Below are 12,014 nucleotides of genomic sequence, written 5' to 3' on the forward strand. Positions count from 1 at the left end.
GTTGCCTGCGATTTGAGCGTAACGGTCAGTGTCACTGGCACATAAGGTGATTGCTGCAATGTCCCGGGCTGCCTAGGCTTGGGGGACTGCACTGGAGAACGCTCATGCTCGGTCCACTGGCATCACTCAAGGTTCTGGATTTCTCGACATTGCTGCCGGGGCCGTTCGCCTCGTTGCTGTTGGCGGACATGGGCGCCGAGGTGCTGCGCATCGAATCGCCGACCCGCACGGATTTGCTGCGGGTGCTGCCGCCCCATGATCAGGGGGTGTCGGCCAGCCACGCCTACCTCAATCGCAACAAGCGCAGCCTGGCGCTGGACCTCAAGCAGCCCGAGGCGCTGGAGGTGATCAAGCAATTGCTTGCGGACTACGACATTGTGCTGGAGCAGTTCCGCCCTGGCGTGATGGAACGGCTGGGCCTGGGGTATGAAGCCTTGAAGGCGATCAATCCACGGTTGATTTATGTGTCGATCACCGGCTACGGCCAGACCGGCCCTTACAAGGACCGCGCCGGCCACGACATCAACTACCTGGCGCTGGCGGGCCTTTCGAGCTACACCGGCCGCGCCGACAGCGGCCCGTTGCCGTTGGGTATGCAGGTGGCAGATGTAGCGGGCGGTTCGTTGCACGGGGTGATCGGGCTGCTGGCAGCGGTGATCGCGCGGCAGCAGACCGGGCAGGGACAGCATCTGGATGTGAGCATGACTGACTGCGCCTTCAGCCTGAACGCCATGGCCGGTGCCGGCTACCTGGCCTGCGGCGTTGAGCCGGGCAGGGAAGACCAGATGCTCAACGGCGGCAGCTTCTACGATTACTACCGGTCGCGCGATGGCCGCTGGTTGTCGGTGGGCAGTCTGGAACCGGGGTTCATGCAGCAACTGTGCACGGTGCTGGGCCGTCCGGAACTGGCGGCCGAGGGACTGTCGTCCGACCCCGCCCGGCAACGGGCGCTCAAGGATGCGCTGAACATTGAATTCGAAAAACACGACTTTGCCTGGCTGTGTGAGCTATTTGCCGGGGCCGATGCGTGTGTCGAGCCGGTGTTGAGCCTGGGCGAAGCGGTCGGGCATCCGCAGTTGCAGGCGCGGGAACTGGTGGCTGAGGTGCCGCGGGGCGATGGCTCGACCCAGGCGCAGATGGCCTGTCCGTTGAAGTTTTCAGCGGGGTTGCCTGAGCCACGGCACATCGGCGCCCGGCTGGGGCAGCATACGGATCAGGTGTTGGGTGAACTGGGGTTTAGTGTTGAGCGGATTGAAGCGCTGCGGCGGGCCAAGGTAGTTATCTAGCGTCTGTCCCGGCCGAAGCTCAACTTATTCGACCCGCATTTCCCCGCTGAACACCAACGTACTGCGACAGCGCCGGCACAAATACCGCCGCCCCTGACGTACCAGGCTATGACGCTGGGCCGAAAACGGGAAATCGCTGTCGGCGCAGGGGCATTTGTAGATGTAGCGGGTCACGCTGCGACGTTTGACGTCATAGGTGTGGCAGCGGTTGGGCGGCAGTTCGTAGACGCCGCGCATGATCAGTTGCCACTCTTCGCCGTGGGGCTGGATGCGGTCGCCGAACAGTTGATGGGCGATCAGGTGCGCGACTTCGTGCGCCACGGTCTGCTTGAGGAAGTCTTCGGTGTTTTCCCGGTACAGCTGCGGGTTGAAGCGCAGCAGGTTCTCGTGCAAATGCGCGACACCGGCTTTTTGCCCGCGCAGCTTGAGGCTCACCACGGGGCGTTTGAAAGGTCGTTTGAAAAAGGATTCGGCTTGCAGGAAACAGTCTTCGACGCGGGTATTGAGTTGCTCGGGCATGCTTGATGGATCTCCAAGGATGTCGAGTATGCCGCAACCCCGAGGGCTTGCGAATCGCTCAGGCGCCGAATGGTCGTTGCTCGCATTAGAAGGCCGCCTTGCGGCGGCCTGTAGTGGCGGAACGTGTTTTTTATGTCGGCGCTTGTTTGTCAGTTGGTATAGACCGGTCCCACGCCAAGGCCCCAGACAATCACGGTAAACGCCATGATGGCTACCAGCACCACCAGTCCTACGGCGAGCACCGAGCTCGAAAACAGGAAGCCTTCGTCCGATGGAATGTTCATGAACGTTGGTAGCCCTACATACAGCAGGTACACCGTGTAGCAGACAGCCGCGGTGCCGACGATCATCCCCAGCCACAAGTGCGGGTACAGCGCCGCCAGGCCGCCGACGAACAGTGGGGTGGCGGTGTACGTGGCGAATGCGATACAGCGCGCCAGGCTCGGGTTGGCGTCATAGGTACGGGCCATCCAGTGAATGAAGGCGCCCATCACCGCGACACCGCCGAGCATTGCCAGGTACGACATGATGGTCATCCATAGCGCGCTTTCCATAGTCAGCATGACCGGCGCTCGGTTACCGATGACCCAGCCGACTTGCGTAGTGCCGATAAACGCCGATATGGCAGGGATCGCCGCCAGAATCAGGGTGTGCGTCAGGTACATGTGGCTGATGCTTTCTTCCTCGTCGCCACGGATTTCTTTCCATTCCTGGTCAGGGTGGGTAAAGAGTCCCACTACGTGATGGATCATGCCAGTCACTCCTCTTGTTGTTGCCATCGCCCCCCAGCGGAGCGCTTACAGGCCAAAGTGGCCAGGTAAGAACAGGTCTGAATACGCATGCGACCTTATGTCGCAGTATAGAAAGGAGTTACTTGCAATAGTGCGAGGGCTTTAGAGCAAATCGCGCTGTAAAGCACACCGTTAATCGCGGAAGTGTCTTGAGATTTTGATCCTCGGTGGTGCTGAAATGACCGAAGATCGCGGATATGCACCTGGATCTCGTACGATCCGTCAGGGCTCTTCGCCCTTGAAGGGTTTTTGCGTAAAATGCCGGCCTTTCGTCACACCTCACGGATTTCGCGTCATGGGCACTCTTACGGTCAACCAGAACAAACTGCAAAAGCGCCTGCGCCGCCAGGCCGGTGAGGCTGTTGCCGATTTCAACATGATTGAAGACGGCGACAAGGTCATGGTCTGCCTGTCCGGTGGCAAGGACAGCTACACCATGCTCGACGTGCTGATGCATTTGCAGAAAGTCGCCCCGATCAAGTTCGAGATCGTCGCCGTGAACATGGACCAGAAGCAGCCAGGCTTCCCCGAGCACGTGCTGCCGGCTTACCTCAAAGAACTGGGCATCGAGTACCACATCGTCGAGAAAGACACCTACTCGGTGGTCAAGGAGCTGATCCCGGAAGGCAAGACCACTTGCTCGCTGTGCTCGCGCCTGCGTCGCGGCACGCTGTACACCTTTGCCGACGAAATCGGCGCGACCAAAATGGCCCTCGGTCACCACCGTGACGACATCGTCGAGACGTTCTTCCTGAACATGTTCTTCAACGGTTCGCTCAAGGCCATGCCGCCAAAGCTGCGCGCCGACGACGGGCGCAACGTGGTGATTCGCCCGCTGGCCTACTGCAACGAAAAAGACATCCAGGCCTACTCGGACCTCAAGCAATTCCCGATCATCCCGTGCAACCTCTGCGGCTCCCAGGAAAACCTGCAACGCCAGGTGGTTAAAGAGATGCTGCAGGAGTGGGAACGCAAGACCCCGGGCCGCACCGAGAGCATTTTCCGCAGCCTGCAGAACGTGATCCCGTCGCAACTGGCGGACCGCAACCTGTTCGACTTCACCAACCTGCGTATCGACGAAAGCGCCGCATCGCGGTTCGTCAACGTAGTGAACCTCTGAACAAAATTGTGGGAGCGAGCCTGTGGTGAGGGGGCTTGCCCCCCCGTTAGGCTGCGAAGCGGCCCAAATTGCGGATGCACCAAATATTTTGTGAGTGCTACGCACTCAAACGGGGGCAAGCCCCCTCACCACGGGGCTCCCATAGATCCGTTTCATCCCATAGGAGAGGGCATGCGCGATTACAAGTGGCTGCACGAATACTGTCTGAACCGCTTCGGTTCGGCGGCTGAACTGGAAGCCCATCTGCCGGTTCCCAAGACCCCGGCGCAATTGCGCAAGATCAGCGACGACCGCTACCTCTCGACCATGGCATTGCGGGTATTCCGTGCCGGGCTCAAGCACAGCCTGGTGGATGCCAAGTGGCCGGCGTTCGAAGAAGTGTTCTTCAAGTTCGACCCGGAAAAAGTCGTGCTGATGAGCGCCGAACATCTGGAGCGCTTGATGCAGGACGCGCGAATCATCCGCCACCTGGGCAAGCTCAAGAGTGTGCCGCGAAATGCGCAGTTCATTCTGGACGTGGCCCATGAGAAGGGTAGTTTCGGTGCGTTGATCGCCGACTGGCCGGTAACCGATATCGTCGGCTTGTGGACCTACCTGAAAAAACACGGCCATCAGTTGGGCGGGTTATCCGCACCGCGATTCTTGCGGATGGTCGGCAAGGACACCTTCGTGCCGAGCTACGACGTGGTGGCAGCGCTGAATGCACAGCAGATCATCGACAAGGTGCCGAGCAGTTTGCGCGACCTGGCCACGGTGCAGAATGCGTTCAACCAATGGCACGAAGAGAGTGGTGGACGGCCGATGAGCCAGATTTCGATGATGCTGGCGTATACCGTTAACCACTGACGAAGATGATCATTCCCACGCAGAGCGTAGGAACGATCACCGCGGGGCTATCAGGCGGGGGCAATCTCGCCTTCCCCCGCCAACTTGCGGTTCAACTGATACCGCCACCGCACATACAGCATCGCCGAGCAGAACACAGCCAGGCTCGCGCCCATCTCCAGCAAACCGAACAGCTGCCGGTTCGGGTCATAGGCGGCCAATGCGCCCTTGATGAAATACAGATTCACCACAAAACACATCCACGAATGCCCACGGGCACTGCCGACGATCATTCCCGGGGCCAGCAACAGCAGCGGCACCAGTTCGATCAGCAGAATCACCCACGGCCGCGCGCCATGCAGGTCGGCGAACACCAGGTAGTAGGCGCAAAGCAGCCCCGCCAGGCCGAAAAAGCACAGCAGGCTGATGACGCGCATCGCCCGTACACGCGGTTCGAGCCATTCGATGGCAGGCAACACCTTAGGCTTCTTAGCCACGATGGCTCTCCAGTTTCTGCGCAGTCTTCGCCAGGCGCAGGCCCAAGGCACGGCACAATGCGACTTCATGTTCGTTCAAACCGCTTTTGCCATCGGCCCCGGCGTGATGACTGGCGCCGTAAGGCGTGCCGCCGCCACGGGTTTCCAGCAGCGCCGATTCACTGTAAGGCAGGCCGGTGATCAACATGCCGTGGTGCAGCAACGGCAGCATCATCGACAGCAGTGTGGTTTCCTGGCCGCCGTGCAGGCTGGCGGTCGAGGTGAAGACTCCGGCCGGTTTGCCCACCAGGGCGCCGGTCAGCCACAGGTTGCTGGTGCCGTCGAGGAAGTATTTCAGCGGTGCGGCCATGTTGCCGAAGCGGGTCGGGCTGCCCAGGGCCAGGCCGGCGCAGTTCTTCAAATCGTCGAGGCTGGCGTACAGCGCGCCTTCATCGGGAATGTCCGGCGCCACGGCTTCGCATTCAGTGGAGATCGCCGGCACCGTGCGCAACCTGGCTTCAAGGCCGGCCTGCTCGACACCGCGGGCAATCTGCCGGGCCATTTCATTGGTCGAGCCGCTGCGGCTGTAATACAGCACCAGAATGTACGGCGCGCTCACGGCAGCAACTCCAGTACATTCTCCGGCGGACGGCCGATGATGGCTTTGTCGCCGACTTCGAGAATCGGCCGCTCCATGAGTTTCGGGTGTGCGGCGATGGCGGCGATCAATTGCGCTTCGCTCAAGCTGCTGTCGGCCAGGTTGAGGGTTTTGTACTCGTCCTCGCCGGTGCGCAGCAATTGCCGGGCGCTGATGCCGAGTTTGCTCAACAGGCTCTGGATTTGCGCGGCGTCCAGTGGTGTTTCCAGGTAGCGGACGACCGTTGGCGTCAGGCCACGGGCTTCGATGAGTTCGAGCGCACCGCGGGATTTCGAGCAGCGCGGGTTGTGATAAAGCGTCAGATCGGTCATGTGCGGGTCGCTTCTTGCGTAAAGTGGCGGCTATTCTAACTGTGCGGCGCGTAATCCAGAACCTTGGGAGGCGATGGGTCGCAGGTGCATTCTATTTTTGACAAGGATTGAGACATGACAAGGCGACTGGCAGCAGCATTGGCGATCATGGGGGCGTTATTGCTGGGGGGCTGTGGCAACGACTATGGCATCGACCAGAATGGTCACAAGGTCGCCGCCGAGCGTCTGGATAAACAATGGCTGGTGCTCAATTACTGGGCCGAGTGGTGCAGCCCGTGCCGGACCGAAATCCCACAGCTGAATGTGTTGGCCGAGCAGCTCCAGGGCAAGAAGATCGGCGTGTTCGGGGTCAACTTCGACAATGTGCAGGGCGAAGAGCTCAAAGGCGCCAGTGAGAAACTGGGGATCAAGTTCACCGTGCTGGCCCAGGATCCGGCCGACCTTTTCGAATTGCCGCGCAGTGAAGCGCTGCCAGTGACTTACATCATTGATAACAAGGGCAAGGTGCGGGAACAGTTGATGGGCGAGCAGACGGCGGCGGGGGTGATGGCGAAGCTTGAGGCGTTGCAGGCGACCAACTGACCAAGCACCGCCTGTGGCGAGGGAGCTTTGTGGCGAGGGGGCTTGCCCCCGTTGGGCTGCGAAGCAGCCCTAAACCCTGAAACCTCGTTTCATCAGACATTGCGCGTGTACGTTTTGCGACTGCTGCGCAGCCGAACGGGGGCAAGCCCCCTCGCCACAAGTCACTTGGCTACAACCGAGGGGCAATCACCCCTCTTCAAGCCACCAACGCAATGGCTTGCCTTCGGCCGGCCAGAAGCGCATCTGGTCAATCGGTGAGACGTCCCAGCGCTGGACGTTTTCCAGCGCCTGCAGGAAGCGTTTTTCCTGCTCCATCAACGCCGGCGCGCAGAGTTTGCGGGTACTGCCGATCTTGCCGAAGCTGAGCTTTTCACCTTCCAGGGAATACGGCGCGAACCAGTGGTTGCAGCCGCCGTTACCGTAGGCCCGACCGTCGTCACCGAGCGTGATGGTCAGGTGGCTGTAGTCCATCAGCGGACGTTCGCCGATCCACTCCAGAATGTAACTGCGGTTCTGTTGCAACTTTACCGGCTCGGCGGCGCAGCCCAGCAGGCTGGCACCGACCATCGTGGTCAGAGCAAGGCGTTTCATCACGCAGGCTCCTGGCACTTCGGGCACAGGTGTTTTTCGCCGGCTGCGGTCCAGCCCAGCTCGGCAATCCGTGCGGTGGCGGCCGGTTTTTCAGCCTTGTTGCCCAGCTTGGCGTCGACCGCGAACTCGAAGCTCAGCTCTTTGGCGCAGCTGTCGCAGTTGACTTTCCAGGTGTGGATCGCCAGTTCGCCGAACACCGGACCACTGGCCACCGCGACCCATTGGCCGGGCGGGTTGATCAGGTGGCGAACCGTTTCGACGGTCAGGCGCATGGACAAGTCCTTGCTGCCTTTGAGGGTCACTACCAGCACGTCGTTGTTACGAATCGAGCCACCGTTGCCGGTGACTTGATAACGCCCCGGCACCAGGGCGCGGCATTCGGTGAGGGTGTGTTGCGGGTTCATCAGGCTGTAGCGGAAATCGTGTTCGACCATGGGTCCTCCAAATATGCGCGATATGCTAGCACGGGCATCAGCACAGCATGGCGTGGGCATGTGACCTTCGATCAGGTTCAAATTGCCTGCTAATCCATGGCAAACTGCCACTTTTGCATCTCTAAGGAACAGAAATGGCGTTGATCGAATGTTACGAGTGCAAGCAACGCATCAGCTCCACGGCGCCTGCTTGCATTCATTGCGGTGCGCCTGCGGCAACGGTGCACGCGGCTACTTCGACGGCAGCGCCTGTGGAAGCACCGCTTTCTTTCGGGCGTTTGCCGAGCAATGAGAGTGTGCCTCGGGTGACCCCGGCCGCCTTCGGGCGTAAACGAAAAACCGAAATCCAGGCTGAGGTCCCGGCACCGGTGCTCAATGGACCGCGTCCGGTGGAACTCTGGCTGAAACTGATGATTTTCTTTCTGCCGCCGTTTTTTGTCTGGTTCCTGCTGCGTCGCGGGCATTCGCTGGGGCAGCGCTTGCTGGGCTTCGGCTGGCTGGGCCTGATGATCCTCTTGTCCAAGGCCTGAGCCGTTCAGCGCTCGACCTGATTGTGTGGCGAACCGGCCACCCAGGCCGCGATGTTCTGCAAAGTAGTCGCGGCAATCGCACCCAGGGCTTCGCGAGTGAGGAAGGCCTGGTGTGCGGTGATGATCACGTTTGGAAAGGTCAGCAGGCGCGCCAGCACATCGTCTTGCAGTGGCAGGTCGGAGCGGTCCTCGAAGAACAACTGCGCCTCCTCTTCATAGACATCGAGTCCCAGATAGCCCAATTGGCCGTTTTTCAATGCGTCGATCAGCGCCGGCGTGTCCACCAGACCGCCACGCCCGGTGTTGATCAACATCGCGCCGGGCTGCATGTGCGCCAGTGACTCGCGGTTGATCAAATGTTTGCTCTGCTCGTTGAGCGGGCAATGCAGGCTGATGATCTGAGACTCGGCCAGCAGTTGCGGCAAGCTCAGGTAGCGCGCGCCGAGGGCTTCGACCTGTGGGTTCGGATAGGGGTCATAGGCCAGCAATTGGCAGCCGAAGCCGTGCATGATCTTCGCAAAGGTCGCGCCGATCTGCCCGGTGCCGACCACACCGACGGTCTTGTTCACCAGGTCGAAACCGGTCAACCCGTGCAGGCTGAAATCGCCCTCGCGGGTACGGTTGTAGGCGCGGTGCAGACGGCGGTTGAGCGCCAGGATCAACGCCACCGCGTGTTCGGCTACGGCGTGGGGCGAGTACGCCGGGACCCGCACAACCGTCAGCCCCAGGTGCTTCGCCGCCGCGAGGTCGACATGGTTGTAACCGGCCGAGCGCAGGGCGATCAGGCGTGTGCCGCCTGCTGCCAGGCGTTCAAGCACCGGGGCGCTGAGGTCATCGTTGATGAAGGCGCAGACCACCTCGTGATGCTCGGCCAGCGCCGCCGTGTCGAGGCTCAGTCGTGCCGGCTGGAAATGCAGTTCGATGCCGGCGGGCAGGACGGCGGCGAGAAAACTCTCACGGTCGTAGGTCTGGCTGCTGAAAAGAATCGTGCGCATGCTGTCCTCCTGGAAGTCTCAAACCCCGTAGCAGCCTTCGGCAGCTGCCATAGGGTTTAAGCTTAGCGTTCAGGCCTTCCTGCGTTATTGCGCTGCATCAGGCATTGATGCGCGCATGGGCCGCGAGGCGATTGATGGCGCGTTCGAGTTCTTCCAGTGCGACGGGGGCTTTCGGGTCCTGTTGCTTGAGCAGGGTTTCGCTGCGCTGGCAGGCGGCGCGCAGTTGCGGGACGCCGCAATAACGGGTTGCCCCGTGCAGGCGATGGACCCGCTCGATCAGGGCGTTCTGGTCGTTGGCTTCACGGGCCACGCGGATGGCCTCGCGGTCGGCTTCCAGGGAGGCCAGCAGCATGGCCAGCATGTCCGCCGCCAGATCGGCCTTGCCGGCCGCCAGGCGCAGGCCTTCTTCGTGGTCCAGCACCTGCAGTTCATGACCGCTGTTGTTATCGCTATTACGCTCCGGACCCTGATTGCGCAGCGCCAGGCCCGTCCATTTCAACACCACTTGCGCCAGTTGCCGTTCGCTGATGGGTTTGGTCAGGTAGTCGTCCATGCCGCTTTGCAGCAACGCGCGTTTTTCATTGGCCATCGCATGGGCGGTGAGGGCCACGACTGGCAGTGGCGTGCAATGCCGCTCGCTTTCCCATTGGCGAATGGCTTCGGTGCTTTGGCGCCCATCCATGCCGGGCATTTGCACGTCCATCAACACCAGATCGAAAGTCTCGTTCTGTACGGCCTTGACCGCGGCGTAACCGCTTTCTACCGCGAGCACCTTGGCGCCCATGTCTTCGAGCAGGGTTTGCACCAACAGCAGGTTGGCCGGGTTGTCGTCCACGCAAAGGACCTTCGGCGCGCGGCTGGAAACCGGCTCGGCGGGGTCGCTGCGCTGCTGGCGCGGGTTGACCAGATCAGACAGGGCCCGACGCAGCTTGCGGGTGCAGGCGGGTTTGGACTGGAGCTGGCTGTGGGGGTTGGGCACCGAGAGATGGAACAGCGTCAGTTCGGTGGTCGGGCACAGCACCAACACTCTGCAGCCCAGGTGTTCAAGGTCCCAGATGTGCTGGTTGAGGCGCTCCGGCGGCATGTCGTTGCTGGTGATGCCGAGCACCGCCAAGCCGATTGCCTGATCGGTCTGGTGAGCGCCGGTCACGCCATTGGCCAGGCTTTCCAGGGTATTGAACGGCGTGACGCTCAGGCCGCAGTCTTCCAGTTGATGCTGCAATGCCTGACGGGCCAGTTCATGGTTTTCCAGGACGGCCACCCGCTGCCCGAGCAACGGTGGGCCGGGCAGGTCTTCGGCGTCGTCGCGGGTTTTGGGCAGGCTCAGGCTGATCCAGAATTCCGAGCCTTCGCCCGGCGTGCTGTCGACGCCGATCTCGCCGCCCATTTGTTCGATCAGCCGTTTGGAAATCACCAATCCGAGGCCGGTGCCGCCGGGTTGTCGGGACAACGAGTTATCGGCCTGGCTGAAGGCCTGGAACAGGGCGCGCACGTCCTGGTTCGACAGACCGATGCCGGTGTCCTGAATGCTGATGCGCAGTTGCACGCTGTCTTCATGCTCTTCTTCGAGCATCGCCCGGGCGACGATGGTGCCTTCGCGGGTGAACTTGATCGCATTGCTCACAAGGTTGGTGAGGATCTGCTTGAGTCGCAACGGATCGCCCACCAGCGACAGTGGCGTATCGCGATAAACCAGGCTCACCAGCTCAAGCTCTTTGGCGTGGGCGGCCGGGGCGAGGATGTTCAGGGTGTCTTGCAGCAGGTCGCGCAGGTTGAACGGAATATGGTCGAGCACCAGTTTGCCGGCCTCGATTTTCGAGAAATCGAGAATCTCGTTGATGATCCCCAGCAGGCTGTCGGCGGACTTTTCGATGGTGCCCAGGTAATCGAGCTGGCGCGGCGTCAGTTCGCTTTTTTGCAGCAGGTGCGTGAAGCCGAGAATGCCGTTGAGCGGCGTGCGGATTTCATGGCTCATGTTGGCCAGGAACTCGGACTTGATCCGGCTCGCCTCCAGGGCTTCCTTGCGCGCTAGATCCAGCTCGATGTTCTGGATTTCGATGGTTTCCAGATTCTGACGCACGTCTTCGGTGGCCTGGTCGACGCTGTTTTGCAATTCTTCCTGAGCGTTCTGCAGCGTCCCGGCCATGCGGTTGATGCCGGACGCCAGTTCATCCAGTTCCTGGCTGCCGAGGGGCGGCAGGCGGGTTTCCAGGTGACCGTCCTTGAGTTGTGCCACGGCCTGTTTGATCTGGCTCAATGGCCGATTGATGGTTCGGCCCATGCGTAACGCCAGCAGCGCCGCACCGGCCAGGCCTCCGCCGATCAGCAGCAGGCTGGCGAACAGGCTGCGGTAGCCGCGCAGCAGCATGCCGTTGTGGGACAGTTCGAGTTCGACCCAGCCCAGCAGGCGGTCGGCTTCATCGGGGATCAGGTCGCCGGCCAGGTTGCGGTGCTTGCCGAATACCGGCAGCAGGTAACGCGTGGCGTCATTGCCACTGCGGCGCAGCAACTGTGAACCGTTGCCCAGGGGGGCCTGATTGAGCATGGTCGGGCCGGCATGGGCCAGCGGCGTGCGGTCGGGGGCGAGGAAGGTCACCGCGCGCACGTCGGTCTGTTCCAGGGACTGGGTGGCGATGCGCTCCAGCAGCTCGTTGTCTTTGCGACCCATGGCCGGGGCCACCAACGGTGCCAGCTGTTCGGCGATCATTTCGCCGCGTTGCATGAGCTGGGCTTGCAGGTCCGATTGCTGCATCCAGGTGAAATAGCCGCCCAGGACCAACGCCATCAGGGTGGTCGGCAACAGGGTCAGTAACAGCACGCGGCCTTTAATTCCCAGTTTCTTGAGCACGCATCTCTCCTGCATCCAGCTGTTTATTGACCTGCACATGCGTCCGGC

The 12,014-nt window shown here is 61.3% G+C and carries 14 protein-coding genes; 5 read left to right on the top strand and 9 right to left on the bottom strand.

Features of this window, described 5'->3' with window-relative positions; genetic code table 11:
- Window positions 1–104 precede the first annotated feature (104 nt).
- Window positions 105–1,286: a CaiB/BaiF CoA transferase family protein gene (locus AC1DQM_RS27555; protein WP_442115362.1), complete on the top strand. Its 1,182-nt coding sequence runs from the start codon at window positions 105–107 to the stop codon at window positions 1,284–1,286.
- 24 nt (window positions 1,287–1,310) lie between these two features.
- Here the strand turns inward: AC1DQM_RS27555 and AC1DQM_RS27560 are convergent, their stop codons facing one another.
- Both AC1DQM_RS27560 and AC1DQM_RS27565 read right to left on the bottom strand, forming a co-directional pair.
- The gene (locus AC1DQM_RS27560) at window positions 1,311–1,805 is read right to left on the bottom strand and encodes a SprT family zinc-dependent metalloprotease (protein ID WP_007937535.1); all 495 of its coding nucleotides are present in this window, start codon (window positions 1,803–1,805) and stop codon (window positions 1,311–1,313) included.
- Between the two features lie 149 nt (window positions 1,806–1,954).
- Window positions 1,955–2,557: a Yip1 family protein gene (locus AC1DQM_RS27565; protein WP_018926304.1), complete on the bottom strand. Its 603-nt coding sequence runs from the start codon at window positions 2,555–2,557 to the stop codon at window positions 1,955–1,957.
- Window positions 2,558–2,891: 334 nt separating this feature from the next.
- Here AC1DQM_RS27565 and ttcA point away from each other — a divergent pair, with 334 nt between their 5' ends.
- Window positions 2,892–3,716 carry a tRNA 2-thiocytidine(32) synthetase TtcA gene (gene ttcA, locus AC1DQM_RS27570; protein ID WP_007937538.1) on the top strand — a complete coding sequence of 275 codons (825 nt, stop codon included), beginning with the start codon at window positions 2,892–2,894 and terminating at the stop codon, window positions 3,714–3,716.
- Between the two features lie 171 nt (window positions 3,717–3,887).
- The gene (locus AC1DQM_RS27575) at window positions 3,888–4,562 is read left to right on the top strand and encodes a DNA-3-methyladenine glycosylase I (protein WP_007937540.1); all 675 of its coding nucleotides are present in this window, start codon (window positions 3,888–3,890) and stop codon (window positions 4,560–4,562) included.
- A 50-nt stretch (window positions 4,563–4,612) separates the two neighbouring features.
- Here AC1DQM_RS27575 and AC1DQM_RS27580 read toward each other — a convergent pair whose 3' ends face one another.
- Genes AC1DQM_RS27580 through arsC form a run of 3 tightly spaced genes read right to left on the bottom strand, consistent with a single transcriptional unit; the run spans window position 4,613 to window position 5,986 of the window.
- Window positions 4,613–5,038 carry a DUF2069 domain-containing protein gene (locus AC1DQM_RS27580; RefSeq protein WP_018926303.1) on the bottom strand — a complete coding sequence of 142 codons (426 nt, stop codon included), beginning with the start codon at window positions 5,036–5,038 and terminating at the stop codon, window positions 4,613–4,615.
- Complete coding sequence (wrbA, locus tag AC1DQM_RS27585; RefSeq protein WP_018926302.1) at window positions 5,031–5,636, bottom strand: NAD(P)H:quinone oxidoreductase; 606 nt, start codon at window positions 5,634–5,636, stop codon at window positions 5,031–5,033. The genes AC1DQM_RS27580 and wrbA overlap by 8 nt, the downstream gene beginning before the upstream one ends.
- Window positions 5,633–5,986, bottom strand: a complete 354-nt coding sequence (gene arsC, locus AC1DQM_RS27590; protein ID WP_018926301.1) for an arsenate reductase (glutaredoxin) — start codon at window positions 5,984–5,986, stop codon at window positions 5,633–5,635. Before arsC ends, wrbA begins: the two co-directional genes overlap by 4 nt.
- Before the next feature lie 114 nt (window positions 5,987–6,100).
- Between arsC and AC1DQM_RS27595 the strand changes: the two genes are divergently transcribed.
- Window positions 6,101–6,568 carry a TlpA family protein disulfide reductase gene (locus AC1DQM_RS27595; RefSeq protein WP_018926300.1) on the top strand — a complete coding sequence of 156 codons (468 nt, stop codon included), beginning with the start codon at window positions 6,101–6,103 and terminating at the stop codon, window positions 6,566–6,568.
- A 186-nt stretch (window positions 6,569–6,754) separates the two neighbouring features.
- Here the strand turns inward: AC1DQM_RS27595 and AC1DQM_RS27600 are convergent, their stop codons facing one another.
- Window positions 6,755–7,159: an META domain-containing protein gene (locus AC1DQM_RS27600; RefSeq protein ID WP_007937547.1), complete on the bottom strand. Its 405-nt coding sequence runs from the start codon at window positions 7,157–7,159 to the stop codon at window positions 6,755–6,757.
- The gene (locus AC1DQM_RS27605) at window positions 7,159–7,593 is read right to left on the bottom strand and encodes a hypothetical protein (RefSeq protein ID WP_018926299.1); all 435 of its coding nucleotides are present in this window, start codon (window positions 7,591–7,593) and stop codon (window positions 7,159–7,161) included. Before AC1DQM_RS27605 ends, AC1DQM_RS27600 begins: the two co-directional genes overlap by 1 nt.
- Before the next feature lie 134 nt (window positions 7,594–7,727).
- On the opposite strand from AC1DQM_RS27605, the gene AC1DQM_RS27610 reads away from it, so the two are divergent.
- Window positions 7,728–8,123, top strand: coding sequence for a hypothetical protein (locus tag AC1DQM_RS27610; protein WP_064616511.1), 396 nt, complete (start codon window positions 7,728–7,730; stop codon window positions 8,121–8,123).
- Window positions 8,124–8,128: 5 nt separating this feature from the next.
- Here the strand turns inward: AC1DQM_RS27610 and AC1DQM_RS27615 are convergent, their stop codons facing one another.
- Window positions 8,129–9,118 (bottom strand): 2-hydroxyacid dehydrogenase, encoded by a 990-nt coding sequence (locus tag AC1DQM_RS27615; RefSeq protein WP_086944567.1) that lies wholly within the window; start codon window positions 9,116–9,118, stop codon window positions 8,129–8,131.
- 97 nt (window positions 9,119–9,215) lie between these two features.
- Window positions 9,216–11,966, bottom strand: a complete 2,751-nt coding sequence (locus AC1DQM_RS27620; RefSeq protein WP_018926296.1) for a response regulator — start codon at window positions 11,964–11,966, stop codon at window positions 9,216–9,218.
- Window positions 11,967–12,014 lie beyond the last annotated feature (48 nt).

The organism is Pseudomonas sp. 01L34, from assembly GCF_056400265.1.

Coding starts and splice junctions, on each gene's coding strand:
- AC1DQM_RS27555 (WP_442115362.1), top strand. CDS start 105: ATGCTCGGTCCACTGGCATCACTCAAGGTTCTGGATTTCTCGACATTG.
- AC1DQM_RS27560 (WP_007937535.1), bottom strand. CDS start 1,805: ATGCCCGAGCAACTCAATACCCGCGTCGAAGACTGTTTCCTGCAAGCC.
- AC1DQM_RS27565 (WP_018926304.1), bottom strand. CDS start 2,557: ATGATCCATCACGTAGTGGGACTCTTTACCCACCCTGACCAGGAATGG.
- ttcA (WP_007937538.1), top strand. CDS start 2,892: ATGGGCACTCTTACGGTCAACCAGAACAAACTGCAAAAGCGCCTGCGC.
- AC1DQM_RS27575 (WP_007937540.1), top strand. CDS start 3,888: ATGCGCGATTACAAGTGGCTGCACGAATACTGTCTGAACCGCTTCGGT.
- arsC (WP_018926301.1), bottom strand. CDS start 5,986: ATGACCGATCTGACGCTTTATCACAACCCGCGCTGCTCGAAATCCCGC.
- AC1DQM_RS27595 (WP_018926300.1), top strand. CDS start 6,101: ATGACAAGGCGACTGGCAGCAGCATTGGCGATCATGGGGGCGTTATTG.
- AC1DQM_RS27600 (WP_007937547.1), bottom strand. CDS start 7,159: ATGAAACGCCTTGCTCTGACCACGATGGTCGGTGCCAGCCTGCTGGGC.
- AC1DQM_RS27605 (WP_018926299.1), bottom strand. CDS start 7,593: ATGGTCGAACACGATTTCCGCTACAGCCTGATGAACCCGCAACACACC.
- AC1DQM_RS27610 (WP_064616511.1), top strand. CDS start 7,728: ATGGCGTTGATCGAATGTTACGAGTGCAAGCAACGCATCAGCTCCACG.
- AC1DQM_RS27615 (WP_086944567.1), bottom strand. CDS start 9,118: ATGCGCACGATTCTTTTCAGCAGCCAGACCTACGACCGTGAGAGTTTT.